Source organism: Actinoplanes sp. CA-051413 (assembly GCF_050955795.1).
In the GTDB taxonomy this organism is placed as follows: Bacteria; Actinomycetota; Actinomycetes; order Mycobacteriales; family Micromonosporaceae; genus Actinoplanes.
The window spans coordinates 5,435,960-5,455,834 of the sequence record NZ_CP192100.1 but is presented as its reverse complement, the minus strand read 5'-3'; the positions used below and the strand labels follow the sequence as shown (position 1 = coordinate 5,455,834).

Below are 19,875 nucleotides of genomic sequence, written 5' to 3'. Positions count from 1 at the left end.
ACCCGTTGCGCCCGGTGGTGCGGTTGTCAGGCCCGTTCGCCGTACCGTTGGGGTCCTGGGCAGTTTCCCGGCGCGATGCCGCGCAGCACCCGCTCGCTGATCTCGCCCAGCTGGCGCAGCTGCGCCGGGGTGAGCGTGTCGACGACCAGCCGGCGCACGCCGGCCACGTGCTCCGGCGCGATCTGCACGATCTTGGCGTAGCCCTCGTCGGTGAGGATCGCGTTGGTGTAGCGCCCGTCAGCCGGGTCCAGCTCGCGGCGCACCCAGCCGCGCCGTTCCAGCCGCTTGATCAGGTGGGACAGCCGCGACAGCGAGCCCTGGGCGAACTCCGCCAGGGCGCTGATCCGCATCGTGCGCCCGGGCGCCTCGGACAGCCCGGCCATGACGCCGTACTCGAACTGGGTGATGCCGGCCAGGCGCTGCATCTCGCCGTCGAGCGTGGCCGGCAGGACGACCATGAGCGCGGCGAAGCTCTTCCATGCTCGTAGCTGCTGCTCATCGAGCCAGTTCACCTCGTCGCCCACCCGGCCATCGTAGCTGAACGTTCACGTCACTTTGGGTTGACCGTTCAAGTTCCAGGGCCTACGGTTCACTAGAACGTTCAACTCTCGAAGGGCTCTCCATGAACACTGTGCTGTGGATCGTCGCCGGTCTGCTGGCTGCCGTCTTCCTCGCCTCCGGCATCATGAAGGTGCTGCGGCCCAAGGAGGAGCTCAAGAAGGCCGGCATGGCGTGGGTCGACCTGTTCTCGCCCGGCGCGGTCAAGGCCATCGGCGCCGTGGAGGCCCTCGCCGCGATCGGTCTGATCCTGCCCGCGGCCCTCGACATCGCCCCGATCCTGGTCCCGCTGGCCGCGCTCGGCCTGGTGCTGGTGATGATCGGCGCGGCCATCACCCACGCCCGGATGAACGACTACAAGGGCATGGCGCCCAGCATCGTGCTGTTGCTGCTGGCGGCCTTCGTCGCCTGGGGCCGATTCGGACCGTACGCGTTCTGAACGGTTCCAGTTCGCGGCGAGCCGCTTCGATCCGTGCCACGATGAACGCGATAGTTCTGGTCCAGGCGGGAGTCAAAGGCAATGAGCGAACACGTTTCCGACAGCGCCGAATGGCAGGCAGTGCAGGGGCACGCCGAGAAGTTCTCGAGTGTGCACCTGCGCGAACTGTTCGACAGTGATCCACGGCGCGGCGAGCGGCTCACCGCCCAGGTGGCGGACCTCTACGTGGACTACAGCAAGAACCTGGTCACCGACGAGGTCGTGGCCGCGCTGGTCGCGCTGGCCGAGCGGGCCGGGCTGCGCGAGCGCACGGCGGCCATGTTCGCCGGCGAGCACATCAACGTCACCGAGGACCGGGCCGTGCTGCACACCGCGCTGCGGCTGCCCCGGGAGGCCACTCTGGTCGTCGACGGCCAGGACGTCGCCCACGACGTGCACGAGGTGCTGGACCGGATGGGCGCGTTCACCGACCGGGTCCGCTCGGGCGAGTGGACCGGCGCCACCGGGCAGCGGATCAAGACGATCGTCAACATCGGCATCGGCGGGTCCGACCTCGGGCCGGTCATGGCGTACGAGGCCCTGAAGGCGTACGCCGACGCGGGCCTGGAGTGCCGCTTCATCTCCAACATCGACCCCACCGACCTGTACGCCAAGACCCACGACCTGGACCCGGCGACCACCCTGTTCGTGGTCGTGTCCAAGACGTTCGGCACGCAGGAGACGCTGACCAACGCCACCGAGGCCCGCAACTGGCTGCTGGCCGGGCTCGGCGGCGACCAGAGCGCGGTGGCCGAGCACTTCGTCGCGGTCAGCACCAACGCCCAGCGGGTGGCCGACTTCGGCATCGACACCGAGAACATGTTCGGCTTCTGGGACTGGGTCGGCGGGCGCTACTCGCTGCCCTCGGCGGTCGGCCTGTCGGTGATGCTGGCGATCGGCAAGGAGCGCTTCGGCGAGCTGCTGGCCGGCTACCACGCCGTGGACGAGCACTTCCGCACCACGCCGCTGGAGCGCAACGTGCCGGCCCTGCTCGGGCTGCTCAACGTCTGGTACGACACGTTCCTCGGGGCCCAGTCGCACGCCGTGCTGCCGTACTCGCAGTATCTGCACCGCTTCCCGGCGTACCTGCAGCAGCTGACCATGGAGAGCAACGGCAAGCACGTCCGCCTGGACGGCTCCGCCGTGGACTTCCAGACCGGCGAGGTCTTCTGGGGCGAGCCCGGCACCAACGGCCAGCACGCCTTCTACCAGCTGATCCACCAGGGCACCAAGCTGATCCCGGCCGACTTCATCGGCTTCGCCGTGCCCAACCACGACACCGGCGAGATGCACGACCTGTTCATGTCGAACTTCTTCGCCCAGACCAGCGCGCTGGCGTTCGGCCGCACCGCCGAGCAGATCGAGGCCGAGGGCGTGGCCGCGGAGATCGTCGCGCACAAGGTGATGCCGGGCAACCACCCGACCACCACCATCCTGGCCGAGAAGCTGACCCCGTCGGTGCTGGGCCAGCTCATCGCGCTCTACGAGCACATCACCTTCACCCAGGGCACCATCTGGCAGATCAACTCGTTCGACCAGTGGGGCGTCGAGCTGGGCAAGGTCATGGCCAACCAGCTCGCACCGCTGCTGACCGCGGCCGAGGCCCCGGGCGCGGAGAACGACTCCTCGACCGACACGCTCATCGCCCGCTACCGCACCCAGCGCGGCCGCTGATCGCTGGGGCGCCCCTTTCTGTCGGAGGGGCGCCCTAAGCTGCGTCTGTGGATCTGACGACGACGCAGGCGCTGGCCCTGCGCATGCGCAGCTTGCTGCTCACCCCGCCGCACCCGGTCGCGGACGTCGCCGGGGTGGTCGAGTGGTTCGGCGCCATGCAGGCGCAGGACATGGCGAGCGGCCTGTGGTCGCTGGGCGTGCGCCTGCCCGGCTGGACGGTCGGTGACGTCACGGCCGCCCTGGAGCGCCGCGAGGCGATCCGCACGTGGCCGATGCGCGGCACCGTGCACCTGGTGCCGCCGGCCGACGCGCGGTGGATGCTCGAGCTGATGGGCGTGCGCGCCCTGGCCGGGGCGGCGAAGCGCCGCGAGACCATCGGCCTGTCCGAGGCGACGGCCGAGCACGGCGTCGAGGTCCTGGCCACGGCCCTGAAAGGCCACCGGCTGACCCGCGCCGAGTGCCTGGCGGCCCTCGCCGAGGCAGGCGTCGAGCTCGGCCCGCAGATGGGCTACCACCTCCTCTGGTACGCGAGCCAGAAAGGCGTCTCCTGCATCGCCCCGCACATCGGCAAGGAGCAGACGTTCGTGCTGCTCGACGAGTGGGCACCCGAGCCCAACCGGCCGGAGCGCACCGAGGCGCTGGGCATCATGGCGCTGCGCTACTTCCGCAGCCACGGCCCGGCGACCCGGGCTGACTTCGCCCGCTGGACCGGCCTGACCATGGCCGACACCCGGGCGGGCATCGCGGCGGCCGGCGACCAGCTCACCACTGTCCAGGTCGACGGCACCGAGATGGTCGCCGATCCGGCCCTGCTCGACACCACGCCGGCCGACGTGGCCGACGACTGGGCGGCGCTGCCCGGCTTCGACGAGTACGTCCTGGGCTACAAGGACCGCTCACTGATGATGGACGACGAGCACCTGGCCGCGGTCGTCCCGGGCGGCAACGGCATCTTCCGCTCCACCCTGGTCCGCGGCGGCCGGGTGGTCGGCACCTGGACCCGCACCCTGGGCAGGAAGGCAGTGACCGTCGAGATCCAGCCGCTCATCGACCTCGGACCGGCCGAGCGGGCCCGGGCGGAGGAGGCCCTCCAGCCGTACGCGGCCTTCGTCGGCCTGCCCGCCCAGGTCCGCTGGCTCTAGACGAGGGTCCGGACGATCTCCAGCACGCTGTCGGCGCAGCCCCACGAGAGGCTGACCCCGGCCCCGCTGTGCCCGTAGTTGTGCACCACGTGCCGTCCGCCGAGGTCGACGTGCTCCAGCCGGATCTCCGGCCGCTGCGGCCGGATGCCGGTGCGATGCCCGAGCACCGGGGCCTCGGCGATGGCGGGCACGATCCCGGCGCACCGGGCGATGATCCCGGCGGCCACCTCCGGATCCGGCTCCGGGTCGCTCTGTCCTTTGTCGGCATTGCCGCCCAGCAGCAGCACGTCGCCCTGGGGGAGCAGGTAGGTCATCTCCTCCAGTTCCTCGGTGTGCTCGGCGAAGAACTCCCGCACCCCGGGATTGCGGACCGCTACGAGCTGGCCGCGGATCGGTTCGACCTCCGGATCGGGCACCAGCTCACGCGCGCCGATCCCGCTGCAGTTGACCACCACGGGCGCGGGCCCCTCGTCGAGCGAGTGCACGTGCCCGATCTCCACCGTCCCGCCCGCGGCCACCAGCCGCCGCTCCAGATAGGCCAGGTACGGCGGCATGTCGATGATGGGCGCGGTGTAGCGCCAGCCGCTGGCGAAACCGCCGGGCAGCTCGGCGGCGGCACACTCACGGAAGCCGGGCAGGTCGTGCGCCCAGTCCGGGGACGGGATACGCCGGCGCGAGGCCTCCACGCCGGGCACGAGCCGCACCTCCGGCCGGCCCGCGTGGACCATGTCGCGGAAGACGTCGTAGCTGCGGGTGCTCCAGCTCAGCACGAGCGGATGGTTGGCGTAGATGGGGTCCCAGATCGCCCCGGCCGCGGCCGAGGTGGTCTGTTCGGGTCTGCGCTGCGCGCGGATCTGGACGCGGAGTCCCGCCTCGGCGAGCCGGACGGCCGTGGTCAGGCCTGATACACCGGCGCCGATGGTCAGGACATCGGGTCGGGCAGAGGTCATCGTCCGACGCTAACCGGGTATCGGCCGTTGTCCCGTCGAGGAACGTAAATGTACGGCGATTGCGGACAATGGCCTGCGAAGGTTGTCCGGCCCGCCCGTCAGGTGCTAGCGAACTCTACCGGCTGTTCGATTCCGGATACTGAGCGTGTTGCATTCCGGGATCGGATGCGGTGCAATCGACAGGCTGGCGACACGCGTGGCACGGGGCCGCGCCGCTGGGGAGTCATCGGTCACCGCTGACCCTTGCGCGCCGTCCGGTGTCTCCCTGGTGCTCCGCACCGCCGTGCATGGGGGAGCCGAATGCTGATCGCGGGCGAGGTGCACACCGGACTGCTCCGGGCACCCGACCCGGTGACCGCCGACCAGGCCCGCCGCCTGGTGGACCTCGTGGTCGGCGAGCCGGTCCTGGTGTCCCACCGCCCGATCGCGTACGCGCGTTCCCCGGAGATACCCGTCGGGGTCGACTGTGGACTGGGTGCGGCGGCCGACTCCCGGCGGGTGCGCGGCGTCGGCACCGCCCTGCAACGGGCCGCGATCACCGGCGGCCATGTCGTGCAGGGTTCCGCGGTGACCACGCTGGTCCGGGGCGACGGCAGTGCCCGGCAGCCGTGGTCGCACTATCTGACCCGTCCGGGCGTCATCGAGACGCTCGGCCGTACCCGATGGGACGAGGTCGCCGCTGCGCTCGGCGGGCCCGACCGGCCGGGCGACTCCCTCGACCTGGGTGCGATGGCCGGCCGGGTGGCCGACCGGGTCCAGCGCTCGGCCTCGCGCGGCGGCACCGTGCGGTTGCGGGCGAATCGGACGCGGCTGCGCTGGACGGCCCGGTTCGATCCCGGCACGGCGGCCACGCCGCGGGTCCGCTACTCGGTCCGGTCCGACGACCTGCGCCTGCTGGAGCTGTCGGTGCCCGGCGAACAGCAGCCGCCGCCGGTGCCGGAGCTGACCGCGCTCGCCGAGGACGTCGCCCTGCACGACTGGCTGCTCAGCACACTGCTGGAGATTGTCGGCAAGAGCGCCATCGGGGCCGTCGAACGCCGCGCCGCCCTGGAACGCCTGCTGCCGGCCATCGACTATCTGCTGCATCTGTGGATGCCCGCCGCCCGGGGTGACGAGATCTCGGCCGCCGTCTGGGCCGCCCTGGACCGCCGGCCTGGTTTCAGCCGCCAGTGGGACACCCTGGTGCGCCGCATCCGCGACCAGCTCTCGGTCGGCGCGGTCACGGCGTTGGCTGCGGCAGGCCCGCGGTGATGTCGCTGGTCGGACAGTCGTCCGAGCATTCGAGTGTCACCCGCAAGGCGCTGCTGACCGTGGGCCTGGGCGGCGCGACCTTCCTGATCACCAACGCGCTCAACCAGCCGCAGCACGTGCAGATCACGCTGTCCATCCTGATCGGTGGCATCGCGCTGATCCTGCGGTTCCTGGTCGACTTCGAGAACCGGCTCGCGGCGGTGGAGCAGCTCGAGAAGGACGGCATGACGGAGATGCGGGCGCTGGTCGGCTCGGCCTTCTCCGAGATCAGCGAGGCCACCGAGCTCTTCGGACTGATCGAGGCGTCGGCGCTGCAGACCGACCTGGTCACCCAGCTGGTGCGCAACTCGACGCAGATCTCGCCGGCCTCCCCGCCGATCGTCTACCACTTCGTGCAGAACAAGATCAGGGAGACCTCGGACTTCCTCAAGCAGCTCGCCGAGGGCGGCACGGTCACCTACTACGGCGAGGACCGGGACTGGCTGCTGGGCCTGACCCGCACCGCCACGATGAGCATCGACGCGATCAGCATGACGGCCGTCGACCACGACCTCTGGCAGAGCGAGATCGGCCAGCGGTATCTCGACGCCCAGCGGCGCGCCGCCGGCAGCGGCAAGCGGGTCCGGCGCATCTTCGTGCTGGACTCGCCCGCCATGGCCGACGACCCGGCCATCCGGCGGGCCTGCGAGGAGCAGCGGGAGATGCGCATCGACGTGCGGCTGCTGGACCGGGCGGCGGTGCCGCCACCGCTGCGGGTCCAGGTCCGCGACCTGATCATCTTCGACGACACCCTGGCGTACGAGACCAACCCGACCACCACCGCCGACCCGAAACACGCCCAGATCGCCGAGACCCGCCTGGTGCTGACCGACTCGCGGGTCAAGGAGTGCGCGCAGCTCTTCCGCGAGTTGTGGGAGGTCTCGCGCGGCGCCGACGGCGGACCGATGCCCTACAGGAACGCGTAACGGATCCGGTCGACGACCTCGCCGGGCAGGTCGATCCCCTCGCCCGTGGCCCGCTCCCGCACCTGCTCCGCGACCGTGGCGTCCACCGCCACCTGGCCCAGGATCGTGCGCACGGCCAGCTCGATCGGCAGGAACCGGGCGGCCATCGCGGTGAACGTCCGGTACGCCCGGAACGGCGCCGCCCGCGGGTTGAGCTGCACGACGGCCGGCATCCGCTCCCACTCGGCCGGCACGTCGGCCACGCTCATCAGCTGCGGGTCACCGACCGGCTCGCCCAGGTGCCGGATCAGTCCCAGCCGCTGCAGCTGCCAGACGGCCGCCAGGAACGGGCACGACCAGTACGGCTGATCCGCGGGCCCGTTCCACAGCTCGATGTCGACGAAGATGGAGTGGTTCCGCACCGCGCTCTGCCGGGGCGGCCGCCACGCGCGCGGGGCCGCCATCGCCGACCCCGGCGCCGCGCCACCGCGTTCGCCGTTGCTCAGCCAGCCACTCACAGCCGTCGGGGGCCGGCTGCCGTTGTCACCCTCGGGCGGCTCGGCCACCAGGTGCTGGCGTACGAGCGTCGCCACGTCGACGCCGTCGGCGGTGGCGCACCCCGATTCGCGGGCCACGTAGTCGATCTCGACGCCCGCCGCCTGCGCGGCCTCGACCAGGTCGCCGATCACCGCCGGGGGTGTGCTGAAGCGGGTGAAGTAGTCGTCGATGAGGAAACAAGTGCTCACCCGGGACGGCCGCTGGCCCAGCTCCTCGGCGCACGCCCCCCGCGCGGCGTCAGCCCACGGCCGTACTGCCTCGAACTGCGCCGCCAGGCGGGCGCGGCCGGCGGTGAAGTCGTCCATGTAGAGGTGACCCAGCTCGATGGACAGATGCGCGAGCGGGACCCGGCGTACCACCGGCGTGGCGCTCTGCTCGATGAACACGCCGTCGTAGGCGGTCACAGCCCGATCCAGGCGGAGTCGTCCACGACCTTCTTCGCCAGCGTGTCGAAGGCGTCGACGGTGCGCTGGTTGGCCGTGCGGTGCAGCCACACGTCGTCGTCGGACAGCAGCTGCTCCTGCCACTGCAGCACCGGGTCGAGGGGGATCTCTCCCAGGACCGTGGTGCGCCCGACCTTGTGCCGGCTGGCCAGCTCCTGCAGGCGCCCGTTGCAGACGTCGAGCCAGGCCAGCTGCTCGGGGCGCAGGCCGGCCTGGTCGGGGGAGGCCAGGTCGACCACCGCCGTACGGACGAAGCGGATCGCGTCCTTGAGCGCCGAGAGGTCGTGGCCGTGCTGCGCGCCGGACTCCAGGATGCCCTGCTTGCCGTGCACCAGGCCGCTCGCCGCGATGATGTGCTGCCGGGTCCAGCGGTGGTACACCAGCCAGCGGGCCTCGACGTCGGGCAGCGTCGCGGTCGCGGCGAGCACGATCTCGGTCGCGTACGACCGTCCGGCGCTGAGATCGACGATGACCAGGTCGAACTCCTCGTCCGCGCGGACCAGCAGGTCGATACAGCGCTCCACGATGCCGGGGTGGGCCTGGAACTCGCCCCTGCCGCGGTCGCCCGGGAACAGCGTCAGCCGGCCGGCCCCCGCGGGCCGGCCGCGCAGCACGTCGCGTTCGGACTCGGACCAGATGTCGATCCGCCGGGGCGCGGCAACGCCGTCCACCAGATAACTGTGCAGGCCCTCCTCCGGCACCCCGGCGAACGCGCCGGGCAGGTCGAAGATCGCGCCGGAGGTGGGGGAGCCGAAGTCGAAGTCCAGGTAGCAGCAGTCGCCGCCCTGCAGGGCGTGCCGGTAGGCCACGTTGCTGCTGGTGACCGTACGCCCGGTCCCGCCCTTGTCGGAGGTCGCGAAGACGAGCATGGTCAGCTGCGTCCGATGGTGGCCCGGCGGGCCGCGGACAGGTGATCGAGGCGGCGCAGGACCTCCTGGGTCACCGCGACGGCCACGCCCGGACGCTCGCGGCGTACGGTCCGGGCCCGTTCCAGCTCCACGCCGATCTGCTTGAGCTCCTCGCGCAGCGACTGTCCACTGTAGGTCGAGCCGTTGAGCCGCTCCCGGTCGTACAGGTGGTCGGCCTCGTTGAGCAGCTCGGCCGCCAGCTGGGCCAGCACCTCGCTGCGCAGCGGCGGCTCGTTGATCACCCGGGCCGCGGTGACCAGGCAGTCGACCACCCGCTTGGTGTAGTACCAGGAGGCCTCGGTCATCTTCACGTTGAGCTGGGGGTAGGCGCCGGCCGGCTGGTCCCACAGGCCGTGCTGCGAGCCCTCGGCGATGAGCCGTTCCTGCAGGTGCTTCCACAGCTCGCCGGAGAGGTCGAGCAGCCGGCTGCGGGACGTGCCGTCCGACAGCAGGCTCGCGAGGTTGAGCGTGCGCTTGAGCAGCAGCGGCGAGATGTCGGCGACCGTCCAGGCCAGCCGGGGCCCGCCGACGCTCTCGCTGCCCTCCAGCACGAAGCGCAGGCCGGGGTGGTGCACGTCCAGCGCGGACTCGCGTTCCGAGGAGCGGCGGGTGATGCGGCTGCGGTTGGCCAGCTCGTCCAGCACGCCCGCGACCCGGGTGAGGTCGGCGTTGGTGGCGCGTACGGCGACCATGTTCTGCACGACCATGCCGCTGACCAGCAGGCTGAAGTAGTCGAACTCCACACCGTCGGTGGTGCGCCAGGGCAGGTCCTCCAGCGGCCACCGGCCGGATCCGAAGGTGGCCACCGTCGCCCAGTACGAGCGGGTCAGCTCGAAGCGCAGCTGCAACGCCTGGGCCAGCTTCAGCTGGGCCTCGTCCAGCAGGCCGAGCAGCCGGGTGCGTTCCGAGGACAGCGCCTGGATGGCGTCCAGGGCCACGGTGGTGAAGTAGAGATAGGGGGCGTTCTGCGCCACGCCGGCCCGCTGCACGCCGACGTCGGAGGTGGTCTCGATCTGCGGGGCGTCGCTGACCAGCCCCCAGCTCCAGCCGCACTCGAACAGCCGGTTGGGCAGGTCCAGCTCGCTGCCCTCGGCGGCACCGGAACCGATGGTGACGTCGTCGCGGAGCCGGGCGTTGATCTCCCGCAGGGCCTCGCGCAGCTCCTCGACCACCTGCAGGGTCGGGCGGCGTTCCTGGTTGACCGTGCGGATCAGCTCGCGGCCGTAGGGTTTGTCGGCCGGGAAGACATTGACGGAGAAGCTGCGCAGCAGGCCCACCATCGCCGCGGTGAGGCGCTGGCTGGCCCGCTCCTCCAGCTCGGTCACCTGCTCGATGAGCTGCGGCCGGCTGACGATCTGCCGGAAGACCTGGGTGAAGCCGAGGATCGCCAGCATCAGCGTCACGGAGATGGAGAACGAGTCCACCACGTCGAGCTCGCGCTGCTCGATCTTGATCTCCTCGCCCTCGAACTCGGGCAGGAAGTACGAGCCGCCGGAGAAGCTCGGCGTGCCGTCGGGCGCGGTGTAGCGCTTGATGTACGCGGTGAGGGCCTCCATCAACCGCTGCGGCACCTGGATGTCCTCACCGAGGGCGTCCAGCGCGTCGAGCACGTCGCGGTTGGCCGCGTCGGGATTGTCCAGCCGGAAGATCGGGATCTCCGTCGCGGGCGCCATCAGACACAGCAGCTGCTCGGCGTCGCTGATGGAATTCGCACCGTCCCGGCCGCCGAAGCGCCAGCCACCGTCCGCATAGGAGACGCGGGCGATGGCCCGCCAGATGTCGAGGAGCTGTTGACGTGGCTGGATCTGCATCGGTGCGCCGTCACCTACCCGTCCGTGGGTCTGGTTACGCCTTCTTGAAGCCGGTGGCCACCATCATTCCGCAGTAGCCGTCGCGCAGGCTTCTGCTTTCCACTGTCTGGATGGTGACATTGGGGGCCACCACCGGGGCCAGCGCCGCCCGGACGTCGTCCTCGTCGACCGAGCACGCCGGGAAACTGCGGTTGCCGACCCGGTAGCCGGAGGAGTTGCGCATGAACGCGGCCGCGAACGGCGCCCTCGGCTTCAGCGAATTGACGAACGAGCGGGTCGCGCGGACGAACTCGGGCTCGCGGTTGGTGATCGACTCCGCGACGAAGAACATCGTGCCCATGTCGTAGCTGCCGGCGGGGAGGCTGAAGATGTTGCCCTTGGTCACCTGCGCGCGCCGGCCGAGCAGATCGAACGGGTTCTTGATCGGCTGGTAGGCCGCGCGTCCGGCGTTCATGTGCGACCAGAACTGCCACCAGGACGGGTGCGGCGTGAGGATCTCGGCCTCGAGCCACTGCCGGTTGGAGAAGCCGCGCTCGCACAGCGTCAGCTCGGCGGCGAAGGGCAGCATCGCGAGCGCCGGATAGAGGTTGGCGCCGGCACCGACGTCGATGGCCTGGGCTCTCAACCGGCGCTGCTCGTTCTTCTGGAAGAAGCCGGCGACGATGTCGATGATCTGCTCGTCGTCGCTGCGCAGGGAGCTGTAGTTGTGCTCGAAGTATGCGGCGGAGTCGAAGACGTCCCACGGGTAGTCGGCATTGACCGACGGCTCGGCATCGACCCGCGGCGGCGCGATGTCGATCGCCGAGTCGAAACGCGGATCCCGTATGGGCACGAGACTTCCTCCGGCGATGGTAGCGGTCGCGGTCGTGGAAGCTGCCCCGAGAAGGCGACCTACTCCACTCTAGTACCTCGGTACACCCCGAGTTCTGCGGTGCAACTTACGACATGGCGCGGGCGATAGCACGCGCCGCGCAGCACGGTTTCCTTACATCTTGGACCACCACCCCAACGGGCGTCGCCCACTCGGGCGATCTGCTTCTCTGTTAACAATCCTTGATATTTAAGTTCATCACCGTGAAGATGTGGGGGACCGGGCAGGTCATCGATGGGTCAGGAGCGGCCATGAGCAGACGTCGTACCCTTGTCGCGCTGGTAACCGGCGCGGCCGTGACCATGGCGACGGCCGTGGCCCTCGCACCGAGCAGCATGGCGGCGGTGACTGCCGCTCCGGTGCGCGCCGCCGCGGTGGTCTGTTCCGCACCGGCGTGGGCCGAGGGCAACACCTACACCGCGGGCACCCAGGTGACCTACGCCGGCAAGCTCTATTCGGCCCTGGTGACGCACACGGCGTACGCCGGAGCGGGCTGGAACCCCGCCGCCACCCCGTCCCTCTGGCGCGACCTCGGCTCGTGCACCGGCGGCACCCCGACCACCCCGCCGCCCACCACCCCGCCCCCGACGACCCCGCCACCGACCACTCCGCCGCCGACGACCCCGCCGCCCACGACCCCGCCGCCCGGCAGTTCCACCTGTGCGGTGAAGTCGCGGCCGGCCGGCAAGGTGCTCGTCGGCTACTGGGAGAACTGGGACGGCGCGAGCAACGGCGTGCACCCCGGCTTCGGCTGGGTCCCGATCAACGACAGCCGGCTCGGCCAGCACGGCTACAACGTCATCAACGCGGCGTTCCCGGTGATCCGCTCCGACGGCACGGTGCTGTGGGAGAACGGCATGGACGCCGGTGTGAAGGTCTCCACCCCGGCCGAGATGTGCGCGGCCAAGGCCGCCGGCGCGACCCTGCTGATGTCGATCGGCGGCGCGGCGGCCGGCATCGACCTGAGCTCCAGCGCGGTCGCCGACCGGTTCGTGACGACGATCGTGCCGATCCTGCAGCAGTACAACTTCGACGGCATCGACATCGACATCGAGACCGGGCTGACCGGCAGTGGCAGCATCACCACCCTGTCGGCCTCGCAGGCCAACCTGATCCGGATCATCGACGGCGTGCTCGCGCGGATGCCGGCCAACTTCGGGCTGACCATGGCGCCGGAGACCGCGTACGTGACCGGCGGCAGCGTCACCTACGGCTCGATCTGGGGCTCGTACCTGCCGATCATCAAGAAGTACGCGGACAACGGCCGGCTCTGGTGGCTGAACATGCAGTACTACAACGGCAGCATGTACGGCTGCGCCGGTGACTCGTACGGCGCCGGCACGGTGCAGGGCTTCGTCGCCCAGACCACCTGCCTGAACAACGGCCTGGTCATCCAGGGCACGACGATCCGGGTCCCGTACGACAAGCAGGTCCCCGGCCTGCCCGCGCAGGTCGGGGCGGGCGGCGGTTACATGACGCCGGCGCTGGTGACGCAGTCGTGGAACAGCTTCAACGGCAGCCTCAAGGGCCTGATGACCTGGTCGGCCAACTGGGACGGCTCCAAGGGCTGGACGTTCGGCGACAACGTGAAGCGCCTGCAGGGCCGCTGAGCTAACCTCGCCGCCGGGCGATCACCAGCCCGGCGGCGAGGACGGCCACCCCCGCCCCGGCCGCGAGCCACCACCCCCAGGCCGAGGACTCGGCGACGGGCGCGGCCACGGGCGCGGCCGCCGGGGGTACGGACACAGCGGCCGGCAACGGGCTGACGCCGGTGCACAGTCCGGTGGCACCGTCGACCGAGTTCACCCGGTACCGCCCGCCGGCCCGGAAGTCGTAACCGCAGCTCGCCTCGCCGCGGCCCACCTTCAGTCGCAGGTTGTCCGCCGCCGCGGCGCCCTTCTCGACCGACTCGACCGTCATCCGGATCCCGCTGTCCGAGACGTCGGTGACCGTGCCGACGACGATCAGTTCGGCCCGTTCGTCCTGTTCATCGAAGGACACGCAGGAGCAGGCCCAGGCCGGCGGGGCGGGGGAGACCAGCACAACGAGGCCGAGACTCAGCAGCATCACGGTGAGCAGGCTCGAAAGACGCAGTTTCATACCGTCACCGACGCGGCCGGCCGCCGGGCGGTTCCGCGCGCGGTGTGACCGGGACCCCACTTCCCCCAAGTTCTTTGAATCTGAAATAGTTGACGAGTCAAAGGCGTTGTGCGGGGCAGTGCGGGACGTCAGCTCCCGCCCCGGAGCTCAGGAGCGGTCATGCAGTTCGGGATCTTCACCGTCGGCGATGTCACGCCGGACCCCACCACCGGGCGGCAGCCGACCGAGCACGAGCGGATCAAGGCCATCGTCGCCATCGCGGAGAAGGCCGAGGAGGTCGGTCTCGACGTCTTCGCGCTGGGTGAGCACCACAACGAGCCGTTCGTGCCGTCGTCGCCCACCACCCTGCTCGGCCACGTCGCCGCGCGTACGCAGCGGCTGCTGCTGTCCACGTCCACGACGCTGATCACGACCAACGACCCGGTCAAGATCGCCGAGGACTACGCCATGCTGCAACACCTCGCCGACGGCCGCGTCGACCTCATGATGGGCCGCGGCAACACCGGCCCGGTCTACCCCTGGTTCGGCAAGGACATCCGCGCCGGCATCCCGCTGGCCGTCGAGAACTACGCCCTGCTGCACCGCCTCTGGCGTGAGCACACCGTCGACTGGAAGGGCAAGTTCCGCACCCCGCTGCAGTCGTTCACCTCGACCCCGCGCCCGCTGGACGGCATCCCGCCGTTCGTCTGGCACGGCTCGATCCGCAGCCCCGAGATCGCCGAACAGGCCGCCTTCTACGGCGACGGCTTCTTCGCCAACCACATTTTCTGGCCCAAGGACCACACCCAGCGGATGGTCGCCCTCTACCGCGAGCGCTACGCCCACTACGGCCACGGCTCCGAGGACCAGGCCATCGTCGGCCTCGGCGGCCAGGTGTTCATGCGCAGGAACAGCCAGGACGCGGTCAAGGAGTTCCGGCCGTACTTCGACAACGCGCCGGTCTACGGCCACGGCCCGAGCCTGGAGGACTTCACCCGGGAGACGCCGCTGACCGTGGGCAGCCCGCAGCAGGTCATCGACCGCACGCTGGGCTTCCGCGACTACGCCGGCGACTACCAGCGCCAGCTGTTCCTGCTGGACCACGCCGGGCTGCCCCTGAAGACGGTCCTGGAGCAGCTCGACCTGCTCGGCGAGGAGGTCGTACCGGTGCTGCGCAAGGAATTCGCCGCGCTGAAGCCGGCCCACGTGCCGGACGCGCCGACCCACGTCTCGCTGCTCGAAGCGGCGCAGGCGGAGACGAAGGAGAAGGTGCAGGCATGAAGCAGCGCACCCTCGTCGTGGTCTCGGCGGGGCTGAGCCAGCCGTCGTCCACCCGCCTGCTCGCGGACCGCCTGTCCGCGGCGGCGGTGACGGCGGCCGCCGGCCTCGGCGTCCAGCTGTCGGTCCAGGTGATCGAACTCCGCGACCTGGCCCACGACCTGATGAACCACCTGCTCACCGGCTTCCCGCCGGCACCGCTGAAGCGAGCCCTCGACACCGTCGAGTCCGCCGACGCGATGATCGCGGTCACGCCGATCTTCAACGCGTCCTACAGCGGCCTGTTCAAGTCGTTCTTCGACGTGCTCGGCCAGGACGCCCTGGCCGACAAGCCGGTGCTGATCGCGGCCACCGGCGGCTCGGCCCGGCACTCGCTGGCGCTCGACCACGCGGTCCGGCCGATGTTCGCCTACCTGCGGGCCGTCCCGGTGCCGACGGCGGTCTACGCCGCGTCGGAGGACTGGGGTGGCGACGAGAGTGAGGGCCAGCTGCGCGGCCGGATCAGCCGGGCGGCGGGCGAACTGGCCCGCGAGATCGACCGGCGCGAGCCGGTGACGGTCCAGGACCCGTTCGCGCTCACGACCTCGTTCGAGGATCTGCTGGCCGGCGGCTGAGATTCGTCATCGCTGAGATCAAGATCTGAGATCAAGATCTGACGGCGGTCGTGCCTGGTTGCATGGCACTGACCGTCGCTCCCGCCGAATGCCAGGTCCGTGCATGGCCGGCGGATGGCCGCGCCCACCGGCCCGCCGCCGGCCCGGGCGCGGCGCGGTCGGTGGGTGCGGGCCGGCGGTCTTCGGCCTGGCGGCGGGATGGATGGGGCGTGGGTGGGGTAGGAACAAGCGGGAGCGAACAGGGGGCGTCATGGCGGAGATCGTGCTCATCCGGCACGGGCAGACCGAGTGGAGTGCGGTTGGTAAGCACACCTCGTACACGGATCTGGATCTGACCGAAGCGGGGGAGCAGCAGGCCCGGGTCGCCGGTGAGCGCCTGGCCGGCCGTAGCTTCGCGGCCGTCATCTCCAGCCCGCGCAAGCGGGCCCTGCGCACCGCCGAGCTGGCCGGCCTGGCCGTCACGGAGACCACCGAGGACCTCGCCGAGTGGAACTACGGCGAGTACGAGGGCATCACCAGCGCCACCATCCGCGAGACCAGCCCGGCCTGGTCGCTGTGGACCGACGGCGCGCCCGGCGGGGAGTCCCCGGCCGAGGTCGGCGAGCGGCTGGACCGGGTGCTCGCCCACGCCCGCACCTTCCTGGACCAGGGCGACGTCGCGCTGATCGCCCACGGGCACTCGCTGCGGGTGGCGGGCGCCCGGTGGATCGGGTTGCCGGCCAGCGGCGGCGGGCTGCTGAAGCTGGGCACGGCGACCCTGTCGACGCTGGGGTTCGAGCACGGCAACCAGGTCATCGACACCTGGAACGGTTGAGCGCCGGCCTCAGTCGAGCAGTTCGCCGCAGGTCACGTTGGTGATCGAGGCGGTGACCGCGGCGGCCCGGTCGCTGGCCAGCCACACCGCGACCTGAGCGACCTCGGCCAGGCTCGGCAGGCGCCGCAGCAGCGTCCGGCCGGCCTTGGCGGCGTCGAAGTCCTCGCGGGTCGTGCCGGCGTTGCGGGCGTGCACGTCGAAGACCCGGTCGACGCCGCCGGCGTCCGGTGAGCCCGCGGACCGCAGGCAGGCGACCTGCACCCCGTACGGGCCCAGCTCGACCGCCAGCGCCCGGCTCAGCGACTCGACGGCCGCGCACTGCACCCCGAAGCTGCCGGCCATCGGGATGCCGGTGCGGTCCGGGCTCGCGGTCAGCATGAGGATCGTCCCGCCACCGCGCGTGGTCATGGGCCGGGCGGCCGCGGTCGCCGTGATGAAGTGGGTGCGCGCCCGGGCGTCGAGGCCGCGGGCGAAGTCATCGGCTGACATGTCGACGAGAGGCACGCCCTGCACGTGGTCGACCGAGATGAGGTTGATCGACACGTCCAGCCGCCCGTGCCGGTCCACGACGTCGCGCACATCGCGGTCCACCGCCGCTGGATCCAGCGCGTCCAGCTGAGCGATCTCCGTGCGTCCGGCGATCTTCGCGGCGACCTTCCGGAGCGCCTCCGGCCTGCGACCGGCCAGATGGACCATGGCTCCTTCGGCGGCGAATGCCTGCGCCACCGCGCTTCCCGCTGCGCCTGCCGCCCCGTAGACGACGAGCCGATCCTGGTCGCCCTCGGTTCCTGGGCGCTGCGCTCCCCGCTCGCGCCGGCGGGACACCTGAGCGCCGTGTCGGCCATGCTCACGTTGCGGACCTACTACCGCGCGACCGACGACTGGGCCACGACGCTCCAGGTGCACCTGGGCGAACGGTCCTACGTCGCTCGGATCGCCGGGGAGCGCGTCGAGGTCAGCGCCGGTCAGGCCGCGGCGGAGACCACTGTGGAGACTGATACGGCCACGCTGGTTGCGCTCCTGGTCGGGGAACGGGAGCTGACTGACGCGGGGGAGGTGCGGGTGACCGGGGATGTCGCCGCGTTCCGGCGGGTGCTGGCCGGCATCAGCATGGCTGGCAGCCGGTGAGCGTGGCCGGCTGGCCTTGCCGGCGTTCGGCGCGGTGAGCCCGGGCGGCCTTGGCGGCGTTCGCTGCGGTGAGCCCGGCCGGCCTTTGTGAACGTTCGGCGCGGTGAGCCCGGCCGGCCTTTGTGGGCGTTCGCCGCGGTAAACCCGGCTGGCCTTTGTGGGCGTTCGCCGCGGTGAGCCCGGCCGGCCTTGGCGGCGTTCGGCGCGGTGAGCCAGGCTCATCGGCCGACCGCGTCGCTCGACGGAGCCGCTGCGGGTGACGGACCGGCCGGCGCGGTGCGTAGCGGTCCACGCGCCAGGACGTAGACGAACAGCACCGCCATGACGCCGACTCCAGCCCACATGGCCTGCTGCCAACCCTCCACGAAGGACTCCTGGGCGGCCCGGATCAACGCCGGCGCCTGGCTACCGGCGCTGTCGGCGGCGGCCAGGGCGTTGGCGATGCCCTCGCGGGCGGTGCCGGCTGCATCGGCCGGGACTGCGGCGAGCCGAGAATCGACGGCGTTGCGGTAGCCGGCGGAGAGGACCGCTCCGAGCAGGGCGACACCGAGTGCCGTACCGAATTCCCGGGTGACATCGTTCAGCGCCGACGCGACGCCCTGGCGTTCGCGGGGCAGGGCGGACGTGATGGCTTCGGTGGCGGGCGTCTGGGTCAGGCCCATGCCGAGTCCCATGGCCAGCATTCCGGGCAGCACCGAGAGGTAGCCGTCCTCGATGGAGACCGAGGTGGCCATCAGGGCCAGCCCCACGCCGCCCAGCAGGATGCCGGTCGCCATCGTCGAGCGGCCACCGAGGCGGGCGGCCATCCGCGGGGCAAGTCCGGAGGCCAGCATCATCATCGCTGCCATCGGCATGAGCGCCAGCGTGGACCGCAGGCCGGACCAGCCGAGCACTGCCTGCAGGAACGGGAACAGCACCACGAAGATCCCGGCCTGCACGCCGAACACCGTCAGCAGCGCCAGCGAGCCACCGGCCAGGCCACGCTCGCGGAACAGTCGCACGTCCAGCAGCGGAGCCGTCCGGCGCAGTTCCCACGCAACGAAGCCGACTGTTCCGAGGACGCCGATCAGCAGGCTCACCAGTGTCACCGGGGTGGTCCAGCCCTGTACCGGGCCCTCGTGGAGGACCAGGACGAGGCCGACCACGGCGACCACGGAGGCCAGCGAGCCGACGATGTCGAAGCTGTGCGCCGACTCCTCGCGGGAGTCCGGGACCGAACGCAGCGTCAGGGCGACGGCCACCGCGACGAGCGCGACGGGCAACACGAACAGCCACCGCCAGTCGGCCAGGTCGACCAGGACCGCCGACAGATACATCCCGAGGATGCCGCCACCGCCGGCGACCGCGGTCCAGACGCCGATCGCCTTGGAGCGTTCCTCGTCCGGGAACGTCGAGGTGATGACGGCCAGGGTGACCGGCATGATCATCGCGGCCCCCACGCCGCTGAGCAGCCGGGCCACGATCATGACCTCGGTGGACGGGGCCAGGCCGGCCACCGCGCTCGCCGCGCCGAAGACGATCAGGCCGGCCAGCAGCACCGGCCGCCGCCCCCAGCGGTCGCCCAGGGCACCGAGCGGGAGCAGCAGCGCGGCGAGGCTGATCGTGTACGTGTTGATGATCCACAGGACGGTGCTCTGCGAGGCGTCGAACGCGACCGCGATCTCCTGCTGCGCGACGTTCAGCCCGGAGACCGAGGCGATGACCGCCATGAGGGCGATGCACACCGCGACGAGGATCGCCCGGCGGCGGCGCGGGTCGTGGATCGTCGTGCCGGTGGCGCTCATCGTCCGGACCGCCGGGTGGCGCGGACGACGACGTCCTGGAGGGGGTGGTCGCTGACCGTACGCACGTGTTCCTCGGCGGTCGCGATGTGCCACTGGGCGCTGTCCAGGCTTGCGGTGATGTCCGCGAGCTTGACCGCTGCCTCGGCGGGCGGGTGGTGCCCGTGTCCCGGTGCTGCCGAGGAGTGCAGGTGGCCGACTATCAGCAGGGTGCCGCCGGGCGCCACCCAGTCGGAGATGCGCTGGTAGAACGCGAGCTGCGGCATCGCCGGGTGCGCGTAGTGGGTGGTGACCAGATCGAACCGCAGGTCCGGGTGCCAGGTGGTCAGGTCGGCCTGGACCCATCGCACGTTCTCGGCGGCTGCGCGCTCGGCCGCGCCGGCGAGGGCGGCGGCGGAGATGTCGGCCGCGGTGACCTGCCAGCCGTGGGACGCGAGCCAGGCCGCCTCGGCGCCGGTGCCGCACCCGGCGTCCAGCGCCGTGCCGGGGATCAGGCCGCTCGTCTCGCGGGCCAGGTACGGGTGCGGGTCCGGTGTGCTCTGGTGCGCCTGGTGCCAGTGGTGTTCCCAATAGTCCCTGTCGAATTCCATACC

Annotated in this window: 20 protein-coding genes; 10 read left to right on the top strand and 10 right to left on the bottom strand. The window is 71.1% G+C overall.

The genetic code is table 11. The features are described from left to right. Nucleotides 1-26: 26 nt before the first annotated feature. A complete protein-coding gene (locus ACQP2Y_RS25745) occupies nt 27-524 on the bottom strand; it encodes a MarR family winged helix-turn-helix transcriptional regulator (protein WP_433717593.1) in 498 nt (165 codons plus the stop codon). 98 nt (nt 525-622) lie between these two features. On the opposite strand from ACQP2Y_RS25745, the gene ACQP2Y_RS25740 reads away from it, so the two are divergent. The 3 genes from ACQP2Y_RS25740 to ACQP2Y_RS25730 all read left to right on the top strand — a co-directional run bounded on the left by ACQP2Y_RS25740 (nt 623) and on the right by ACQP2Y_RS25730 (nt 3,852). Further along, nucleotides 623-997, top strand: a complete 375-nt coding sequence (locus ACQP2Y_RS25740) for a DoxX family protein (protein ID WP_433717592.1) — start codon at nt 623-625, stop codon at nt 995-997. Between the two features lie 81 nt (nt 998-1,078). Beyond that, on the top strand, nt 1,079-2,710 hold the full coding sequence (gene pgi, locus ACQP2Y_RS25735; protein ID WP_433717591.1) for a glucose-6-phosphate isomerase: 1,632 nt from the start codon (nt 1,079-1,081) through the stop codon (nt 2,708-2,710). An 83-nt stretch (nt 2,711-2,793) separates the two neighbouring features. Continuing rightward, entirely contained in the window at nt 2,794-3,852 is a 1,059-nt protein-coding gene (locus tag ACQP2Y_RS25730; protein WP_433732063.1) for a winged helix DNA-binding domain-containing protein, read from the top strand. Here the strand turns inward: ACQP2Y_RS25730 and ACQP2Y_RS25725 are convergent. Further along, entirely contained in the window at nt 3,849-4,802 is a 954-nt protein-coding gene (locus ACQP2Y_RS25725) for an FAD-dependent oxidoreductase (RefSeq protein WP_433717590.1), read from the bottom strand. The genes ACQP2Y_RS25730 and ACQP2Y_RS25725 overlap by 4 nt on opposite strands. Nucleotides 4,803-5,102: 300 nt before the next feature. Here ACQP2Y_RS25725 and ACQP2Y_RS25720 point away from each other — a divergent pair, with 300 nt between their 5' ends. Together ACQP2Y_RS25720 and ACQP2Y_RS25715 are read left to right on the top strand one after the other, a co-directional pair. Beyond that, complete coding sequence (locus tag ACQP2Y_RS25720; RefSeq protein WP_433717589.1) at nt 5,103-6,053, top strand: SCO2521 family protein; 951 nt, start codon at nt 5,103-5,105, stop codon at nt 6,051-6,053. Beyond that, complete coding sequence (locus ACQP2Y_RS25715; protein ID WP_433717588.1) at nt 6,053-7,018, top strand: DUF6879 family protein; 966 nt, start codon at nt 6,053-6,055, stop codon at nt 7,016-7,018. Before ACQP2Y_RS25720 ends, ACQP2Y_RS25715 begins: the two co-directional genes overlap by 1 nt. Here ACQP2Y_RS25715 and ACQP2Y_RS25710 read toward each other — a convergent pair. Genes ACQP2Y_RS25710 through ACQP2Y_RS25695 form a run of 4 tightly spaced genes read right to left on the bottom strand, consistent with a single transcriptional unit; the run spans nt 7,003 to nt 11,549 of the window. After that, complete coding sequence (locus tag ACQP2Y_RS25710) at nt 7,003-7,959, bottom strand: SCO2522 family protein (protein WP_433717587.1); 957 nt, start codon at nt 7,957-7,959, stop codon at nt 7,003-7,005. The two genes, ACQP2Y_RS25715 and ACQP2Y_RS25710, sit on opposite strands and share 16 nt — an antisense overlap. Next, complete coding sequence (locus ACQP2Y_RS25705) at nt 7,956-8,867, bottom strand: SCO2523 family variant P-loop protein (protein WP_433717586.1); 912 nt, start codon at nt 8,865-8,867, stop codon at nt 7,956-7,958. Before ACQP2Y_RS25705 ends, ACQP2Y_RS25710 begins: the two co-directional genes overlap by 4 nt. 2 nt (nt 8,868-8,869) lie before the next feature. After that, the gene (locus ACQP2Y_RS25700) at nt 8,870-10,717 is read right to left on the bottom strand and encodes an SCO2524 family protein (protein WP_433717585.1); all 1,848 of its coding nucleotides are present in this window, start codon (nt 10,715-10,717) and stop codon (nt 8,870-8,872) included. 34 nt (nt 10,718-10,751) lie between these two features. Continuing rightward, a complete protein-coding gene (locus ACQP2Y_RS25695; protein WP_433717584.1) occupies nt 10,752-11,549 on the bottom strand; it encodes an SCO2525 family SAM-dependent methyltransferase in 798 nt (265 codons plus the stop codon). A gap of 290 nt (nt 11,550-11,839) precedes the next feature. Between ACQP2Y_RS25695 and ACQP2Y_RS25690 the strand changes: the two genes are divergently transcribed. Continuing rightward, nucleotides 11,840-13,198, top strand: a complete 1,359-nt coding sequence (locus ACQP2Y_RS25690; RefSeq protein ID WP_433717583.1) for a carbohydrate-binding protein — start codon at nt 11,840-11,842, stop codon at nt 13,196-13,198. 1 nt (nt 13,199) lies between these two features. On the opposite strand, the gene ACQP2Y_RS25685 is transcribed toward ACQP2Y_RS25690, so the two are convergent. Beyond that, a complete protein-coding gene (locus ACQP2Y_RS25685) occupies nt 13,200-13,688 on the bottom strand; it encodes a hypothetical protein (protein WP_433717582.1) in 489 nt (162 codons plus the stop codon). A gap of 159 nt (nt 13,689-13,847) precedes the next feature. Here ACQP2Y_RS25685 and ACQP2Y_RS25680 point away from each other — a divergent pair, with 159 nt between their 5' ends. The 3 genes from ACQP2Y_RS25680 to ACQP2Y_RS25670 all read left to right on the top strand — a co-directional run bounded on the left by ACQP2Y_RS25680 (nt 13,848) and on the right by ACQP2Y_RS25670 (nt 16,373). Further along, nucleotides 13,848-14,948, top strand: a complete 1,101-nt coding sequence (locus tag ACQP2Y_RS25680; RefSeq protein WP_433717581.1) for an LLM class flavin-dependent oxidoreductase — start codon at nt 13,848-13,850, stop codon at nt 14,946-14,948. Then, a complete protein-coding gene (locus ACQP2Y_RS25675; RefSeq protein WP_433717580.1) occupies nt 14,945-15,559 on the top strand; it encodes an FMN reductase in 615 nt (204 codons plus the stop codon). Before ACQP2Y_RS25680 ends, ACQP2Y_RS25675 begins: the two co-directional genes overlap by 4 nt. A 250-nt stretch (nt 15,560-15,809) precedes the next feature. After that, complete coding sequence (locus ACQP2Y_RS25670; RefSeq protein ID WP_433717579.1) at nt 15,810-16,373, top strand: histidine phosphatase family protein; 564 nt, start codon at nt 15,810-15,812, stop codon at nt 16,371-16,373. Between the two features lie 9 nt (nt 16,374-16,382). On the opposite strand, the gene ACQP2Y_RS25665 is transcribed toward ACQP2Y_RS25670, so the two are convergent. Beyond that, complete coding sequence (locus ACQP2Y_RS25665; RefSeq protein ID WP_433717578.1) at nt 16,383-17,099, bottom strand: SDR family NAD(P)-dependent oxidoreductase; 717 nt, start codon at nt 17,097-17,099, stop codon at nt 16,383-16,385. On the opposite strand from ACQP2Y_RS25665, the gene ACQP2Y_RS25660 reads away from it, so the two are divergent. Then, the gene (locus ACQP2Y_RS25660; RefSeq protein ID WP_433717577.1) at nt 17,061-17,501 is read left to right on the top strand and encodes a hypothetical protein; all 441 of its coding nucleotides are present in this window, start codon (nt 17,061-17,063) and stop codon (nt 17,499-17,501) included. The two genes, ACQP2Y_RS25665 and ACQP2Y_RS25660, sit on opposite strands and share 39 nt — an antisense overlap. Nucleotides 17,502-17,719: 218 nt before the next feature. Here ACQP2Y_RS25660 and ACQP2Y_RS25655 read toward each other — a convergent pair whose 3' ends face one another. Together ACQP2Y_RS25655 and ACQP2Y_RS25650 are read right to left on the bottom strand one after the other, a co-directional pair. Then, on the bottom strand, nt 17,720-19,285 hold the full coding sequence (locus tag ACQP2Y_RS25655; protein ID WP_433717576.1) for an MFS transporter: 1,566 nt from the start codon (nt 19,283-19,285) through the stop codon (nt 17,720-17,722). After that, nucleotides 19,282-19,872 (bottom strand): class I SAM-dependent methyltransferase, encoded by a 591-nt coding sequence (locus ACQP2Y_RS25650; protein WP_433717575.1) that lies wholly within the window; start codon nt 19,870-19,872, stop codon nt 19,282-19,284. The genes ACQP2Y_RS25655 and ACQP2Y_RS25650 overlap by 4 nt, the downstream gene beginning before the upstream one ends. Nucleotides 19,873-19,875: the final 3 nt, after the last annotated feature.

What these genes read in the sequence shown, in the direction of transcription:
- ACQP2Y_RS25740 (WP_433717592.1), top strand. Translation starts at nt 623, where the DNA reads ATGAACACTGTGCTGTGGATCGTCGCCGGTCTGCTGGCTGCCGTCTTC.
- pgi (WP_433717591.1), top strand. Translation starts at nt 1,079, where the DNA reads ATGAGCGAACACGTTTCCGACAGCGCCGAATGGCAGGCAGTGCAGGGG.
- ACQP2Y_RS25730 (WP_433732063.1), top strand. Translation starts at nt 2,794, where the DNA reads ATGCGCAGCTTGCTGCTCACCCCGCCGCACCCGGTCGCGGACGTCGCC.
- ACQP2Y_RS25725 (WP_433717590.1), bottom strand. Translation starts at nt 4,802, where the DNA reads ATGACCTCTGCCCGACCCGATGTCCTGACCATCGGCGCCGGTGTATCA.
- ACQP2Y_RS25720 (WP_433717589.1), top strand. Translation starts at nt 5,103, where the DNA reads ATGCTGATCGCGGGCGAGGTGCACACCGGACTGCTCCGGGCACCCGAC.
- ACQP2Y_RS25715 (WP_433717588.1), top strand. Translation starts at nt 6,053, where the DNA reads ATGTCGCTGGTCGGACAGTCGTCCGAGCATTCGAGTGTCACCCGCAAG.
- ACQP2Y_RS25705 (WP_433717586.1), bottom strand. Translation starts at nt 8,867, where the DNA reads ATGCTCGTCTTCGCGACCTCCGACAAGGGCGGGACCGGGCGTACGGTC.
- ACQP2Y_RS25700 (WP_433717585.1), bottom strand. Translation starts at nt 10,717, where the DNA reads ATGCAGATCCAGCCACGTCAACAGCTCCTCGACATCTGGCGGGCCATC.
- ACQP2Y_RS25690 (WP_433717583.1), top strand. Translation starts at nt 11,840, where the DNA reads ATGAGCAGACGTCGTACCCTTGTCGCGCTGGTAACCGGCGCGGCCGTG.
- ACQP2Y_RS25685 (WP_433717582.1), bottom strand. Translation starts at nt 13,688, where the DNA reads ATGAAACTGCGTCTTTCGAGCCTGCTCACCGTGATGCTGCTGAGTCTC.
- ACQP2Y_RS25680 (WP_433717581.1), top strand. Translation starts at nt 13,848, where the DNA reads ATGCAGTTCGGGATCTTCACCGTCGGCGATGTCACGCCGGACCCCACC.
- ACQP2Y_RS25675 (WP_433717580.1), top strand. Translation starts at nt 14,945, where the DNA reads ATGAAGCAGCGCACCCTCGTCGTGGTCTCGGCGGGGCTGAGCCAGCCG.
- ACQP2Y_RS25670 (WP_433717579.1), top strand. Translation starts at nt 15,810, where the DNA reads ATGGCGGAGATCGTGCTCATCCGGCACGGGCAGACCGAGTGGAGTGCG.
- ACQP2Y_RS25660 (WP_433717577.1), top strand. Translation starts at nt 17,061, where the DNA reads ATGGACCATGGCTCCTTCGGCGGCGAATGCCTGCGCCACCGCGCTTCC.
- ACQP2Y_RS25655 (WP_433717576.1), bottom strand. Translation starts at nt 19,285, where the DNA reads ATGAGCGCCACCGGCACGACGATCCACGACCCGCGCCGCCGCCGGGCG.
- ACQP2Y_RS25650 (WP_433717575.1), bottom strand. Translation starts at nt 19,872, where the DNA reads ATGGAATTCGACAGGGACTATTGGGAACACCACTGGCACCAGGCGCAC.